The sequence below is a fragment of the Oceanibacterium hippocampi genome, assembly GCF_900172325.1.
In the GTDB taxonomy this organism is placed as follows: domain Bacteria; phylum Pseudomonadota; class Alphaproteobacteria; order Sneathiellales; family Sneathiellaceae; genus Oceanibacterium; species Oceanibacterium hippocampi.
The window spans coordinates 891,997-907,151 of record NZ_FWFR01000002.1; the positions used below are offsets into that span (position 1 = coordinate 891,997).

At 64.3% G+C, this 15,155-nt stretch carries 14 protein-coding genes; 1 reads left to right on the forward strand and 13 read right to left on the reverse strand.

The features are described from left to right. Window positions 1-34: 34 nt before the first annotated feature. The 13 genes from OCH7691_RS15160 to OCH7691_RS15220 form a co-directional block, all read right to left on the reverse strand. Entirely contained in the window at window positions 35-1,036 is a 1,002-nt protein-coding gene (locus OCH7691_RS15160) for a PDR/VanB family oxidoreductase (protein ID WP_085884368.1), read from the reverse strand. Beyond that, entirely contained in the window at window positions 1,036-2,823 is a 1,788-nt protein-coding gene (locus OCH7691_RS15165) for an FAD-dependent oxidoreductase (RefSeq protein ID WP_085884369.1), read from the reverse strand. Before OCH7691_RS15165 ends, OCH7691_RS15160 begins: the two co-directional genes overlap by 1 nt. 18 nt (window positions 2,824-2,841) lie before the next feature. Continuing rightward, window positions 2,842-3,684 (reverse strand): hypothetical protein, encoded by an 843-nt coding sequence (locus tag OCH7691_RS15170; RefSeq protein ID WP_085884370.1) that lies wholly within the window; start codon window positions 3,682-3,684, stop codon window positions 2,842-2,844. Between the two features lie 119 nt (window positions 3,685-3,803). Then, window positions 3,804-4,130: an NIPSNAP family protein gene (locus OCH7691_RS15175; RefSeq protein WP_217808045.1), complete on the reverse strand. Its 327-nt coding sequence runs from the start codon at window positions 4,128-4,130 to the stop codon at window positions 3,804-3,806. After that, a complete protein-coding gene (locus OCH7691_RS15180) occupies window positions 4,127-4,525 on the reverse strand; it encodes a cupin domain-containing protein (RefSeq protein ID WP_085884371.1) in 399 nt (132 codons plus the stop codon). The genes OCH7691_RS15175 and OCH7691_RS15180 overlap by 4 nt, the downstream gene beginning before the upstream one ends. Before the next feature lie 37 nt (window positions 4,526-4,562). Continuing rightward, entirely contained in the window at window positions 4,563-5,453 is an 891-nt protein-coding gene (locus tag OCH7691_RS15185) for an IclR family transcriptional regulator (protein WP_085884372.1), read from the reverse strand. A gap of 7 nt (window positions 5,454-5,460) precedes the next feature. Beyond that, the gene (locus OCH7691_RS15190; protein ID WP_085884373.1) at window positions 5,461-6,627 is read right to left on the reverse strand and encodes an NADH:flavin oxidoreductase/NADH oxidase; all 1,167 of its coding nucleotides are present in this window, start codon (window positions 6,625-6,627) and stop codon (window positions 5,461-5,463) included. Window positions 6,628-6,656: 29 nt separating this feature from the next. Beyond that, window positions 6,657-8,093 (reverse strand): aldehyde dehydrogenase, encoded by a 1,437-nt coding sequence (aldA, locus tag OCH7691_RS15195; RefSeq protein ID WP_085884374.1) that lies wholly within the window; start codon window positions 8,091-8,093, stop codon window positions 6,657-6,659. 19 nt (window positions 8,094-8,112) lie between these two features. Next, entirely contained in the window at window positions 8,113-8,934 is an 822-nt protein-coding gene (locus OCH7691_RS15200; protein WP_085884375.1) for an ABC transporter permease, read from the reverse strand. 2 nt (window positions 8,935-8,936) lie between these two features. Continuing rightward, on the reverse strand, window positions 8,937-9,722 hold the full coding sequence (locus OCH7691_RS15205; protein ID WP_085884376.1) for an ABC transporter ATP-binding protein: 786 nt from the start codon (window positions 9,720-9,722) through the stop codon (window positions 8,937-8,939). A gap of 1 nt (window position 9,723) precedes the next feature. Further along, entirely contained in the window at window positions 9,724-10,758 is a 1,035-nt protein-coding gene (locus OCH7691_RS15210) for an ABC transporter substrate-binding protein (RefSeq protein ID WP_176245081.1), read from the reverse strand. 34 nt (window positions 10,759-10,792) lie between these two features. After that, window positions 10,793-11,245 carry a nuclear transport factor 2 family protein gene (locus tag OCH7691_RS15215; RefSeq protein WP_085884378.1) on the reverse strand — a complete coding sequence of 151 codons (453 nt, stop codon included), beginning with the start codon at window positions 11,243-11,245 and terminating at the stop codon, window positions 10,793-10,795. Then, complete coding sequence (locus tag OCH7691_RS15220) at window positions 11,242-12,447, reverse strand: aromatic ring-hydroxylating oxygenase subunit alpha (RefSeq protein WP_085884379.1); 1,206 nt, start codon at window positions 12,445-12,447, stop codon at window positions 11,242-11,244. Before OCH7691_RS15220 ends, OCH7691_RS15215 begins: the two co-directional genes overlap by 4 nt. 509 nt (window positions 12,448-12,956) lie before the next feature. Between OCH7691_RS15220 and OCH7691_RS15225 the strand changes: the two genes are divergently transcribed. Next, window positions 12,957-15,020: a catalase gene (locus tag OCH7691_RS15225; RefSeq protein WP_085884380.1), complete on the forward strand. Its 2,064-nt coding sequence runs from the start codon at window positions 12,957-12,959 to the stop codon at window positions 15,018-15,020. The last annotated feature ends 135 nt before the right edge of the window (window positions 15,021-15,155 follow it).

Consider the following 15,155-nt stretch of genomic DNA (forward strand, 5'->3'; position numbering starts at 1 on the left):
CAGAAGCACCGTCGCCGCTTCGCGCGGACGGATATCAGAGGTCAATGACCAGAATGTCCGTCAGCGAGCGCGAGCAGCAGGGCGTGAAGCAGTCGTTCCGCGCCTTCTCCGCGTCCGAGAGCACGGTGTCCCGATGATCCGGCAGTCCCGCGCGCACGCCCGTGATGCAGGTTCCGCAGAAGCCCTGCTCGCAAGCCGTACTGATGAAGATGCCCCGTCCCTGGAGGGCCTGCACGACGGTTTCCGAAGGACCGACCGGAACATCGATACCCGATTTCGCCAACGTTACGACGAAGCCCTTGGCGGTATCGGCCGGTCGGGCTGACGGGGCAACGGCGAAATACTCGCAGTGAAGGCGCCCTGCCGGCCAGGTGGCAGCCGCCGCCGCGGCTTCGACGGCCGCCATGAACCCGGATGGTCCGCAGTAGTAGAGGTGCGCGCCCTCATTCGACTCGCCCTCGAAGAGAGCGCTGAAGTCGAGGCGCTGGTCGGGCGCGCCATCGTCCAGATGAAGATGGACGTGGTCGCGCAGGTCCTTCTCGCCGATCCGCGCGAGAAACGCCGTTCGTTCGATCGACCGCGTGCAGTAATGCAGGGCGAAATCGGTACCCTGGCGAAGCAGAACTTCCGCCATGCTCAACAGTGGCGTGATGCCGATCCCGCCCGCCACCAGAACATGTCGCGCGGCATCCGCGGCCAGTCGGAACTGGTTTCGCGGCCTGCTCACCTGGAGGATCCCGCCGGGCCGGACGGCTTCATGCATCGAACGCGAGCCGCCGCGCCCGTTACGATCCCACAACACAGCGATCCGATAGCGACTGGAATCCGCGGGATCGTTGAACAGGGAATATTGCCGCACCGCGCCGCCGGGGGTGAAAACGTCGACATGCGCGCCCGCCTCGAATGTCGGCAGTGCTCCGCCGTTCGGGTCGACCAGCTCGATGGCGACGATATCCTCCGCTTCCCGCCGCACATCGGCGACGCGCAGCGAAAGCCGGGACGAGCCGGCAGCCTCGGTGAAAGTCTCCGCGTTCATCAGGCCGCCTCGTGGGAACCGGTCGCGGCGTCCGGACCGGCGTCGGCGGCGGGTCGATCGGCGGCAACGGCTCCGGCGATGTCCAGTCCCGCGATATAGCCGAAGGTCATGGCGGGGCCGAGCGTGATGCCGGCCCCGGGATAGTTCCCGCCCATGATGCTCAGGGCATCGTTGCCGACGGCATACACGCCCGGCAGCGGAGCCCCCTGCCGGTCCATCACGCGCGCGCGCGCATCCGTGCGGATCCCGGCGAACGTGCCAAGGTCCCCCATCACCAGACGCAACGCGTAATAGGGTCCCCTGGCGAGCGGCGCGACACAGTGATTGGGCCGGTGAGTCGCATCGCCCAGATAGCGGTTGTAAGCCGTGCTGCCCTTCCCGAAAGCGGGATCCTCGCCCTGCCCCGCGTGCAGATTGTAGGCTTCGACGGTGCGCACGAGGCTCTCCGGCGCGATCCCTGCCTTGCGCGCGAGCGCGTCCAGCGAGTCTGCACGCAGCAGGTAGCCGGACCGAAGATGCGGCCACAAAGGCAGCGGGAACGGCTTCGCAAAACCTAGCCCATAGCGACGAATGGCACGGTGATCGCAGATCAGCCAGGCCTGCGGCGCCATGCCGTCGGTCGCGCAGTGGCGCTGCATGGCCTCTCCGAAGTCGTGATAGGAGTCGGCTTCGTTGACGAACCGCTCGCCCTTCGGGTTGACCGCGATTATGCCCGGCTTGTAGCGATCGATGAGATGCGGGAAGACATCCGGCGCCCCTTGTCTCCGCGGCACCAGGGAAACCGGGATCCACGCGCCGTTGTTGGGAAGCTCCGCACAGGTCTCCGCGCCGATACGCTCCGCGATCTGCCATCCGTCGCCCGTGTTGCCGGGCGGCGCCGGCGACCAGTGCTCCGCACCGGTCGGCGCGTGGCGGAAATTGCGGCGGCGAAGTTCGGTGCTTTGCGGAAATCCGCCGGTCGCCAGGACGATGCGTTTCGTTCTCACCGTTTCGATCGTGCCGTTGCGGCGAACCCGCACAGAGTGCGTCTGCCCATCCTCCCGGACAATTTCCTCAAGTGCCGCCTCGGTCCGGATATCGACACCGGCGTCGAGGGCGCTGCGAAACAGCCGGGCAACGAGAGCATTGCCGTTCGTGATCCGTTGCGGCCGGCCGTATCGCAGCATCTCGCCGGCATGCTCGACCAGCCGACGCGCCACATAGGCTGCGGAGCGGACGGAGCGCGTGCAGTTGAAGAAATGGGCGACTTCCTGGCTCGCGTTGAACATCATTCCGACAAAGGTCAACACGCGCAGCGGCGGACGCAGACGCCGTATCTCGCGGCCAAGATGCCGCGCATGATAGGGGGCCGCCAGAATGGCCCGTCCCTGCAGGCTGGCGCCGTCCGCGTTCGGGTGATAATCGGCGAAGCCCGGCAACGGCACGAAGCGCACCTCCGTCCGGCGCTCGAAGAATTCGACCATCGCAGCGCAATTCTCCAGGAAGGCGTCGACACGGGACGCGTCGAAGTGCGGGCCCGTCTGCCCCTCCAGGTAGCGGCGGGCCTCTTCCAGGGAATCGTCGATGCCGGCCGCCTTCAGGACTGGGTTGCAGGGCAACCAGAGCACGCCGCCCGATCGGGCCGTTGTGCCGCCGATGAACGCCTCCTTCTCGATCACCAGTACCCGCAGGCCGTTGACCGCGGCGGTCACGGCAGCGGCAAGGCCGCCCGCGCCGGATCCCGCGACCACCAGGTCATAATCGGCCTCAACGGGAGAAGGCCCGCCGTTTACCCGGTTCGCGCCCATGTTCACAGCCCTCCCGGCTCAACCCAGAAGCAGAAATGCCGCTTCGCGGGCGCTCTGGCCGACGCGCACCCCCTTGGCTTTGGCGGTCTCGTTGGCAGCGCTGATCACGCCGTCGAAATAGGTGCTCTGGCCGTCGCCCATGCGGGCGGTCATGGCATCGACCGAAGCGCCGGCGATGCCGTCCGCATCGACGTCCTGCAGTGCCGAGATTCCGCTGTCGTTCTTGCCGATCCCGCCATCGGAGCAAATGAAGGCCCACGGCCGGAAGCGGCGGAAATAGTCGACGACACTGCGTCCGGTATGCCCCGCCGTGCACAGCACGTTCCGCTCGCGATCCTCCGGCAGGGCAAAGGCGATCGAATCCGTGCAGACAATACTGCGGCCGGTCTCGGCAGTATGAATGACCAGTCGCCGCGCCGGGTCGAATTCCGCCGGCGCGCGATCACCGGTGAGGGCGGCAGCCACCGCCTCCTGCACCGTGAGACCCGGCGCGAGACCCAGGCGTTGCGCCGCATCGTTGACCCTGCTCAGGACACCGCACCGGTACATGTCGCGGCCATTGCCCATCTCGGCAGTTCCGGAATCGACCGCGGCAGCCGGCACGCCGAGCGCCTCGTAGTACCAGAGCCCGGCCACACCCGCGCCGTCCTTGCCGATCCCGCAATCCAGTCCAATGGCGACCTTCGGCTTCGCCGACATGACCATGCGGGCGCACAGGACGCCGGCGTACGAGGCGGCGACCACCACGTCACCGGAACACGGCGCATGGTCGACATAGGCTTCGACATGGGTGGCTGAATCGAAGACCAGCGTCCTGCCGGCGGCGTTATCGATAATGTCGGGGATATGCAACTCGGCCATCGTGCCTCCAGAAAATTACTGTCGGGACCGGCAGGGAAAACGTCGCCGGTCCTCCGCCAGGAGATTCAATTGCGGGATCGGGGTCCGGAGCGGTCGTCCCGGATATGTCGCGACCGGTCTCAGCGAATGGGCGAGAACGACGTCGGCACCAGGATGCGGTTCGTCATGCTGTCCAGCATCGGCAGGATCTGCCGGAGATAGTCCTGCCAGACCGGTTCCTCACGCAGCAACGCCCTTCGCCGCGCGCGATCGTCGAGGCTCTCGTAGCCCCACAGGTGTACGAGCGCGTTCAGTGGCCCGATCTCCGTCGTGAAGTAACCGAGCATGTTGCCGAGCACGCGCTTCTGCAACTCCATCGCGCCTGTCGATTGATAGATATCGAGGAACTGGGCCGGCGCGAATACCGGCTTTATCTGGTAGCATCGCTCCTCGATCAGCATGCTCATGCCAGTTCCTTTCCGGCAAGCGCGCCGGTGAGAAACCGGTTCGGCTTCAGGAAGAAGGACAGCACTAGCGCCCCCTCGACCGAGCGGGCAACATGCCGGTTCCCCTTCGGGCGCCAGACGAAATCACCGGCGCGGACTTCGCCTTCCTCATCGACGATGCTGCCGGAGAGAACGAACGTCTGCTCGATCTCGACATGTTCATGCAGGTCGAGCGCGGTGCCCGGCTCCCAGCGGAAGAGCGCGGTCATCAGTCCGCTTTCGTCGTCCTTCAGAAGAATCTTCATGTCGATGCCGGGCGTCGGCGTCGGCTTCCACGGAAGCGCGTCGACGGCGACATACCTGGAATCCAGTTCCCCCAGTTGTTCGCTGCCCGGGAGGTGCGGTGTATGCGCCACAAGAATGCTCCTTCCTTGTTACCGGTGTCGCGCCCGATCAAGCGGCCGCGATACCCTTGTTGATTTCCTCGGCCATCCGTTTGGCCATCTCGACAAACGGCTCGAGATCGGAATCCTGATATTCCTTCTTGGTCAGAACGACGGTCAGGCTGCCCGCCACATCCCCGGCGGACCGGAATATCGGCGCGCTGATGCCGATCAGGTCCGGATCCAGTTCGCCGTAGGCAACGCAGACGCCCGCGTTCCGCACGGCCCGCATGTTGTCGCGAAACTCCTGCCAGTCCTCGCCCAGGCCGGCGGCGCGGATCTGTCGCGATTCATGCAGCATGATCGTGCGCAACTGATGCGGCGGCAGGTTGGCGAGAATCGCCTTGGACGGAGACCCCCGGAACAGCGGGAAGGGCTGACCCCGCTGCATGCTGAAATTGAACGACTGGTTGGTCGCCTCGTGATGGATGGTCATGACCTTGTCGCGGTAGTAGGTGCATAGCAACAGCAGGCCGTCGAAATGCTCCATTGCCCGCTGCATCACCGGCACGGCGGCACGGAGCATCGGATCGGAGAGGCGGGCCAGCCGATCGAGTTCGATCACCCGGGGCCCGAGCACGAATCCACCGCCAACGGTTGGCGAAACCAGGCCGGAACTGCCAAGCGTCCGCAGATACCGGTAGAGCGTGGTTTTCGTCAGATTCAGCGCCGAGCCGATTTCTTCCGCGGTCCAGCTCGGCCGTTCGAGGCTGAACAGATCCAGCACCGCGAGCAGCCGGTCGTGACTGCTTTCGCGAGTCGACGATTTGGTGGCCGCGCCCGACTTCATGGCCCCGCCCGACGTCGGCTTTGCCCCCCGCGCGCGGGATGCGGTGCCGCCCGGCAAGGTCCCGGACGCCCGTGCCGTCTTGTTCGATTTCGCGTTCGATTTCGTGGCCATGCCGCCCTCACCCGCACGCAGACTGGGGGCTGGTGCTCTTCAAGGACTTCATCAGCTTCTCGCGCCTGGAGAGATGGAATGCGTAGCTCATGCCGATGTCCGGAAAGATGTCATGTCCCAGTTCCTGGGCCGCACGCATCGGCCAGTTCGGGTTCCAGAGCGCCTCGCGACCGATGGCGATGAGATCGGCCTGACCGGCTCTGACGATCCCGTCGGCCTGAGCCGGCTCGTAGATGAGGCCGACGGCCATCGTCTGCACGGCGGCTTCGCGTCGGATTTTCTCGGCATAGGGAACCTGGTAGCCCGGAAATGCGCGAACCTTCGTGCCCAGCATGGCCGGCCGCAATAGTCCGCCCGACGAGCAATCGACGACATCGGCACCCGCCTTCGCGAGCTCCCTTGCGAACAGCACGGAATCCTCGAGATCCCAGCCGGTATCCTCCGCACCGTCGACCGCCGAGATCCGGACGAACAGCGGCAGACCGGCCGGCCAGACGCGCCGGACGCGCGACACGATCTCCAGCGGATATCGCATCCTGCCGGCGATATCCCCGCCGTAGGCGTCGCCGCGCAAATTGGTCACGGGAGAGAGGAACTGGTGCAGCAGATAGCCGTGCGCGCAATGGATCTCGGCGACCCGGAAGCCGGCCGCGGCAGCGCGCAGCGCCGCCTGTTCCCATTGTCCTGCAAGGCCTTCCAGTTCGGCCGCGGTCATCGCGTGCGGCGTGTGCCAGTGCGTGTCGACGGGGACCGCGCTCGGCGCCATCACCTGCCATGACCGCTCGCCCCGCAGGTCGAGATCTTCCTGCAACAATGGCCCGTTGCCGTGCCAGGGCCGTTGCGCGCTGCCCTTGCGACCGGCATGCGACAACTGGATCCCGGGCACCGCCCCCTGGGCGCTGATGAAGTCGCAGATTCTCTTCAACCCCGGTACGTGATCGTCGCTCCAGATACCGAGATCGCCATGAGAGATGCGGCCGTCGCGTGTCACGGCGGTCGCCTCGGTCATGACGAGCCCGGCGCCGCCTTGGGCAAACTTGCCGAGATGAATCTCGTGCCAGTCATTCGCCATCCCCTCCGTCGCCACATACTGGCACATCGGCGAAATGACGATCCGGTTGCGCAGCTTCTGGTCGCGGAAAACGAAGGGGGAAAACAGGTGCCTGTCGTTCATTTGAATGATTTCAGCCGAATCCATGTCAATTATTGCTGGAGATAGACAATGTGCTGAACCATGTTTTCGTACAACCCGTGCTTGCCATCCGCGCCGCCCAGGCCGGAATGCCGGATGCCCGCATGGAAGCCCTGCATCGCCTCGAAGTTCTCGCGGTTGATGTAGGTCTCGCCGAAGCGCAGCTCGTTGCAGGCCCGCAAGGCCGTGCTCAGGTCCCGCGTATAGATCGCCGATGTCAGGCCGTATTCGGAATCGTTGGCCCGATCGATCGCCTCATCCAGCGTGTCGAAGGCGTTCACCGGCAGCACCGGGCCGAACACCTCCTTCTGCACGATCTCGGACGCCTGGTCGCAGCCGACCAGCACGGTGGGCTCGAAGTAGAACCCGCCGCCCCGCTCCACGGTCTTGCCGCCGACGACGATCTCGCTGCCGGACTTGCCGGCGCGCTCAACCATCCCCTCAACCTTGGCGGCCTGGACGGCATTGATCAGCGGACCCATGTCGACGCCGGCTTCGGCAAGCGGGTCGCCGTAGGTCGACGCCTGCATCGCCTTCGCCAGCTTGTCGACGAACGCGTCATGAATCGAGCGATGCACATAGATCCGCTCGGGGCAGTTGCATGCCTGGCCCGCGTTCAGAAGGCGTCCGCCCTTGATCGACTGGACCGCAAGATCGATGTCGGCATCGGCCATCACGATCGCCGGCGCCTTGCCGCCGAGTTCGAGATTGACCTTCGTGATGTTGCGGGCCGCAAGCGCCATAATCCGGGAACCGGTATCGACGCTGCCGGTGAAGCTCAACATGCCGACGCCCGGATGGGACGACAAGGCCGCACCGGTCGAGGCGCCACGACCGTATACGAGGTTGAACACGCCCGCGGGCAGTTCGCATTCCATCGCGATCTGGACGAAGAGATCGGCGCTGACCGGCGTCTCCTCGCTCGGCTTGATGACCACGGTGTTCCCCGTGATCAAGGCCGGCGCGACTTTCCGCGCGAGCAGGAAGAACGGGAAGTTCCACGGCAGGATGCCGCCGACGACGCCGATCGGCTGCCGGAGCATCAGGATCGTCTCGCCTGGCCGGTCGCTGCTGATCACCTCGCCTTCGAGCCGGCGTGCCCACTCGGCCATGTAGTCGAAGTAATCCGCGGCGAAAGCCACCTCGCCCACGGCAAGGCCGAGCGGCTTGCCCTGCTCCCGCACCACTGTGCGGGCGATGAGGTCGGACTTCTCGCGGATCTTTGCGGCAATGGCCTTCAGGTAGCCGCCGCGCGCGACCGCCGGAAGCTTCGCCCAGGGGCCCTGCGCGGCACCAGCGGCGGCGACCGCGGCCGCCACTTCCGCCTCACCGGAGTCCGGGATCGCGGAAAAGACGACGCCGGTCGCCGGATTGAGGACCTCGACCACGTCGGCCGACGCCGCATCGACATATCGGCCATCAATGAAATTCTTCAGAATCGTGTTCATGAGACTCTTCCCGATAAGACTAGCGCCAGCGGATAAGGCGCGATTCAAGTGCGGACATGCCGTAGGTCAGGCCGCTGCCAAGCAGCGCCAGCAGCAGCAGGACGGCGAACACCCCGTCGATCTGGAAGGTGCCGGCAAGATAGCTCAGCTGCTGACCGAGGCCGTGCTGGGCGGCGATGATCTCGCCGGCGATGACGCCGAGAAGCGAGTAGATCAGGCCCAGGCGGAGACCGGAGAACAGGGTCGGTACGGCACTGACGAGCGTGATGCGCAGGAAGATCTTCGTGCGCGACGCGCCAAGCGTCCGGGCGAGCGTCAGGAAATCGCGATCGACACTGCGCGCGCCCGCGACCGTGCTGCTCAGCACGATGAAATAGGTCAGGCTGAAACCCAGCGCGATCTTGGAGCCGATCCCGAGGCCGAACCAAAGCAGGAACAGCGGTGCCAGGGCGATTCGTGGCAGCGCGTTCAAGGCCGCGAAGAAAGGATCGCAGAACTTCTCGGTTGCCGGAAAGGAAACGAACAGAAGGCCTGTTGCGATGCCCGCGAGACTGCCGAGGCCGAAGGCGATGCCTGTCCCGGCCAGCGTCCACAACACGTCGCTGGCCAGGCTGCCCGTCACGAATAGCTCGGTGAAGAAGAACGACAGGATCCGCGACGGCGTGCCGATGAACAGCGGGTCGATGATCCTGTTCGCCGCGACATACTCCCAGAGAAGCCCGAACACGATCAACGTCAGCAGTTGCCAGGGCCAGATCGCCGAACCGATGCTGTTCCAGCGAAGCCGTTTCCCGGCATTCGCCGCGCTCCGTACTCGAACGGAGGGTTTTGCGATGGTCATGCTCATTGTTCAGCCATGTTCGTGTCAAAGACCCCGTATTCGAGCTTTTCCCAGATCTGGGCATAGAGCTCGTGAAACCGGGGATCCTTCTGGAGCGACCGGACCGAGCGCGGCCGCTCCAGGGGAATCGGGATATCGGCCACGATCCGCCCTGGCCGGGCGCTCATGACAATGACCCTGTCCGACATGAGAACCGCCTCGTTCAGGTCGTGCGTGATGAAGATGACCGAGCGACGCTCTCTCGACCAAAGTTCCAGCAGCAGGCTTTCCAGCTGCAGCTTCGTTTGCGCGTCCAGGGCGCCGAAAGGCTCATCCATCAGCAGGCACGGCGACGGCATGCTGAATGTGCGGGCAAGCGCCACCCGCTGTCGCATGCCGTGCGACAGCTCTTTCGAATAGGCGTTCTTGAAGTCACGCAATCCGACCGAGTCGAGCAGTTGGATGGCCTTGGCGCGCCGTTCCTCCTTGGGCATATCCCTGAAGGCATTTCCGAGCTCGGCATTCTCCAGCGCTGTCAGCCATGGAAACAGGCAGTCCCTCGCCAGCATGTACGCCACGTCGTGCCGGCCGGCCCGGGGCGTGGCACCATCGATGGTGACGGTGCCATGCTCCAGGGGAACCAGTCCGGCGACGATATTCAGCGCCGTGGTCTTGCCGCATCCGGAAGGGCCGACGATCGAGACGAACTCACCCGGCGCGACCGTGAATGAAACATCCTCAAGTGCGTTGACCTTGCCCCCGAATGTATGGTTCAGCCCCTCGACGGCGATCAAACCGGATGCCGCCATGTCAGTAGGCCTTGCTGTAGATCATGGTGTCGAAGGCCGGCACGTCGGCCTTTTCCTTCGCCAGGAACGTGTAGTAGGCCTCGATGCCGTCGCGGGGCAGAACCCAGTGGTAGCCGTTGACCTGGTTGCGGACGAGACGCTCCGTCACCGCCTCGGCGTCCGGCAGATCGCCGAGCTTGAAGTACTTCTTCGCGATCGCCATCACTTCCGGGAAATTCTCCGGCTTGGACGACCATTCGATCGCTTCGGCGGAGGCCTGCCTGAAGGCGTCGAGAAGCTTGGGATTTTTCTCCGTGAAGCGCGTCGAGGCGACATAGGTGACCGCGCTTCCGCCGCGCCCGACCTCGGAGCCCTGCCCCTTGCGCAGATCGACGAGGTTGTAGCAAAGGGTGGAGTCTTCGCAGATCGTCGGCAAGGGCTCGAAACCCATGACGCCGTCTATCTGCTTCGCAGCCAACGCCGCGTATTGCGCCGACGGGGAACCCACCGCGACATAGATAACGCCGTTGTCCGGATTGAGACCGGCATCGGCCAGCAGCAGGCGCATCTGGTTCTCGGGCCCGGCGCCACGCGCGGTGACGCCGATCTTCATGCCCTCGACGCTCTTGATGTTGCCCGGATAATCGCCGGCCCGATCGACGCCTTCGACGTCCGAACGCATGGACAACGCAAACGGCGGCGCCGGCAGCAGGCCACCGACGAACTGGATCGGCGCACCGCCGATGGCCGCCTTCACGACGCCGTCCGCCGAGGAAACGACGATATCCAGGTCACCGGCAACCAGCGCCTGGATACCGAGCGGTGCGGACGGGATGTTGAGAAGCTCGCACTTCATTTCGTGACGGGTACAGATCTCCTTCTCGACCATCACCCATTGCATCAGGTTGATGATCGCGCCGGGGTAGGTCTGCAGGCGGATGGTCATGTTGTCGGCCATCACCGGGGCTTCCTGGATGGTCGCAGGCTGCGCGCCAGCATGCGCGCTGAGGCCACCGAGCATTGCTGCGATGACGAGTGTCCGGATCGAGCGTCTCATTCCTGTTCTCCCTTTGGTCATGTTCTTATTCGCCCTAGATGGGCATGTGAGATCCGGGGCCGAGCACCCGGGTATCGAGCATCACATCGCGCGCCAGAAGCCTTGGCTCGCCCTCCACAAAGGTGACCCTGTCGTGGAACTGACCGGTCGCGAAAAGGTGGGTTTCACCGTTCAGCGCCGTGTGGCTGACGATCAGCGAGCTCACCGCCGAGAAGCGGCCGTCGGCGTCCTCGTCCAGTGTGTAGAGCGTTGCGTGCCGGCGCATCTGGCCCTGCATCCGGACATGTTTCGGAACCGCCTCGAGCAAGCCCTTCAGCTCGTCCAGGCCGAGGTCCAGCCAGGTCATTTCCTTGCCGATCTCCGGGCTGAAGCTTCGGATACGGTACTGGAAACCGTCGGCGCAGAGGGCCAGATAGTCGGCGAATTTCTCGTCGTCCATCGACAGGCAAGATTTCGCGACGAGCGTTCGGATCTGTTCGGCCTTCATTTGCCCGGGCCCTCCGCGCTGACGTTTCCCTTCGGATCGCCGGCCGGGCGCCCCATGTGACGACTCCATTCGGCGTAATAGCCGCGCAAGGCGGCATCGTCGTGGGCGCCCAGGTTCTCGCGCCGCGAGATGATGCTGTACTGGGCGGCGTGGCGATTCCCCTGCTCCACCGACTCGATGAAGAAGCCGTCCTCCGGCTGGGTGCGGCCGAACGGGCCCCAGTACTGGTTATGATTGCGAATACGCTCCGCCCGCACCTCGGGCGTGTCGCTCTTCAGGCCGAGCCCGCGGAACTCCATCAGGGTCAGGGACGGACTGATCGGCGTCGACGTATCGATCCGCATCGCCGTGCCGCGGATGATGATCGACGTGTTGGGAAACAGGTCGACGGCACGGATCTCGCCCGGGGCGAGGCCCGGGAAATTGTTCGAGTCCCGATCCTCCCAGCCGGGAATGTTCGAGTAACTCACCCGGTAGGGCGGCAGCGACAGATGTCCGTTCTTGCCAATGGAGATCCGGCGGTCGTGATACCCCGGTGAATTCAGGCCCTGCTGCCGATTCACCACGTGACCCCACTCGTGATAGAGTTCCATGTTGGTCTCGTGCCACTGCTTCCAGTTCGCGCGGACCTTGAACGAGTGGTAGTGGAAGAGTTCCAGCGGCTCTGCGGTCAGGGCTTCGCGCAGGGTATCGAGCGAGTCGGCGAGGAAGGACTCGAGCGTCTCCGCATCGTCATCCAGGGTGATGAAGACCAGGCCGCAGTTCACTTCCGTACGGATCGAACGCAGTCCGCAGGCTTCCTTCTTCGGCCCCGCTTCCTCGTAGCCGATGTCGCGCGTCTGGTTCACGCAATTGCCGTAGGTATCGTAGGCCCAGAGATGGAAGAAGCAGACCATTCGGCGGGCATTGCCGCGCGGCGCCCGGACCAGTTCGGCCGAGCGGTGCGAACAGACGTTCACGAAGGTCCGGATCCGGTTGTCCTCGCCCCGGATCACTACCAGCGGCAGACCGCAGAATGACAAGGTGCGGTAGTCGCCGACCTGCTCGACCTCGCTTTCGTGACAGGCGAATTTCCAGGTTTTCTCCAGCAGCAGACGCTGCTCGTCCCTGAAGATACCCTCGTCCCGATAGACTTCCGAACTGATGAAGTGATCGGCGGGAAGGTCGGGCACCCCGGCCCATTCCTTGGCATTGCGCGGCATTCGACGTTTCCTCACAGGGTTCTTTTCCGGGCGAGATACACAGACCTTCCGATCCGTGTTTCCTCGGCCAGCACGCCATATGATTGATAGTGCCACATTATAGCACTTTTTGATTTCGTCAATAGGCGGGATTTTGAATTTTCTTCGAACTACGACAGAATCGCGACCCGACTACCGACGGAAGCGCGATCGGGACCTGGACGCGTGCTCGGCACGCGCAACCGCCGCTCTGTTCGGCGAAAACGAACGTGATGGAGTCCATCGAACCGCGGGGTGAGACGAACCGCGACACCCTGTACCCTTGCCGGATACCCCTTCCCGTCCGCACACCGTCAGGTTGTCCGCGCACTGGAACCCTGAAGCGCCGGATGTCGTTCCCCTCGCAGGCTGCCTGCTGCTTTGCCGCGAATTGGCGCGCTCGTGCATCGACCGTCGCCAGGGGTCGCGCCCGTTCACCGGAGCAGTCGAGCAACCGCCTTCGACAGCGACGATCTCTGAAAGGACGCGACATGACGAAAACGCCGATGGACAAGGGCGGCGCTCCCCGACAACAGGCCATCGATCGCGCGCGAACGATGACCACCGCGCAAGGAGGCCCGGTAGCGGACGATCAGAACTCGCTGAAGGCGGGCGCGCGCGGGCCGACGCTGCTCGAAGATCATGTGATGCGGGACAAGATCTTTCATTTCGATCACGAGCGCATCCCCGAGCGCGTCGTTCACGCCCGCGGCTACGGCGTCCACGGTCATTTCGAACTCACCGAGGCCATTCCCGACCTCTCCTGCGCCGATATCTTTCAGCGGGTCGGAGAGAAAACGCTGACCTTCACCCGCTTCTCGACGGTCGCGGGCAACAAGGGGTCGTTCGACCTCGCACGCGACGTGCGCGGGTTCGCCACCAAGTTCTACACCAAGGAGGGCAACTGGGACCTCGTCGGCAACAACATCCCGGTGTTCTTCATCCAGGACGCGATGAAGTTTCCCGATCTCGTGCATTCGGTGAAGCAGGCGCCCGACCGGGGCTTCCCCCAGGCACAGAGCGCCCATGACAATTTCTGGGACTTCATCTCGCTCTCCCCCGAGGCTGTCCACATGACCTTGTGGCAGATGTCCGACCGCGCCATTCCGCGATCCTTCCGCTTCATGGAGGGGTTCGGCGTGCACACGTTCCGTCTGATCAATGCCGAGGGCAGGTCACATTACGTGAAGTTCCACTGGAAGCCGCGGCAGGGTCTGCAATCGGTTGTCTGGAACGAGGCGCTCAAGATCAACGGGGCCGATCCGGACTTTCACCGCCGCGACATGTGGGACGCCATCGACGCCGGTGACTTCCCGCAATGGGATCTCGGTATCCAGGTTTTCGACGACGCCTTCGCCGATGACTTCGAGTTCGATATTCTCGACCCGACCAAGATCATACCGGAGGAGCGTGTACCGGTCCGACGGATCGGCACGCTCACGCTCGATGCGCACGTCGACAATTTCTTCGCCGAGACCGAGCAGGTTGCCTTCTGCACGCAGAACATCGTCCGGGGCATCGACCAGACCAACGACCCGCTCCTGCAGGGGCGCAACTTTTCCTATCTCGACACGCAGCTGAAGCGCCTCGGCGGACCCAACTTCACCCAGATCCCCATCAATGCCCCGAAATGCCCGGTGCACCATTTCCAGCAGGACGGGCATATGGCGATACGAAACCTGAAAGGTCGCGCCAACTACGAACCCAACAGCTGGGGAGAAGACGGCGGGCCCCGCGAGAACCCCGAGATCGGCTTCGCCAGCCATCCCGAGGAAGTCACCGGCACCAAGCAGCGCGTCCGGTCGGAGACCTTCGCCGACCATTACAGCCAGGCGCGGCAGTTCTGGATCAGCCAGACCGCTACCGAACGGCGCCATATCGCCGCGGGCTACACGTTCGAACTGTCCAAATGCCAGCACGAGCGAATCCGTCTGCGGATGCTTGGTCACCTGATGAACGTGCACGACGATCTGGCGAATGCCGTGGCCAAGGGACTGGGCATCACCGAGATGCCGGAGCCGGCAAAGCCCGCGCGCACGCCGATCACCGACCTGCCGCCTTCGGATGCCCTCAGCATCCTGAAGAACGGCCCGGACAGTTTCGCGGGCCGGAAGCTGGGTCTCTACATCTGCGACGGGGCCGATGCCGAGCTGATCGGCGCGCTGGAGGAAGCCTTCCGGGCCGAGGGCGCCATGGTAACGATCGTCGCGCCCCACATTCATGGCGCGACCCTGTCGGATGGCACGCGGAAACCCGCGGACGAGAAGATCGATGGCGCGCCGTCTGTCGTGTTCGATGCCGTCGCCCTCGTGCTGTCCGAGGATGGCGGCAGGACGCTGGCGAACAACAAGCCCTCGCAGGACTTCGTCAGCGATGCGTTTGCGCATGCGAAATTCATCGCCTGGACGGCCGCCGCCATGCCCCTGCTGAAGGCCACCGGCGTTGCCGGGAACATGGATGCCGGTGTTGTCGCGATCGACAGCGGGACGGTCGACGCGTTCGTGAAATGTTGCCGCGATCTCCGTTTCTGGGCACGCGAGGACAAGATGGAATGACGGAGACGTCGACGGCGGAACCGGCGCAGCTTTCGGTCATGAAGCGGCTTGGGCGCGACAGCCGGTCCCGCAGGCGCGGAAGTAGTAACGGAACCTGTTGCAACCGGTAGCGGCCGGATGCGGCAGTAGGGCGCC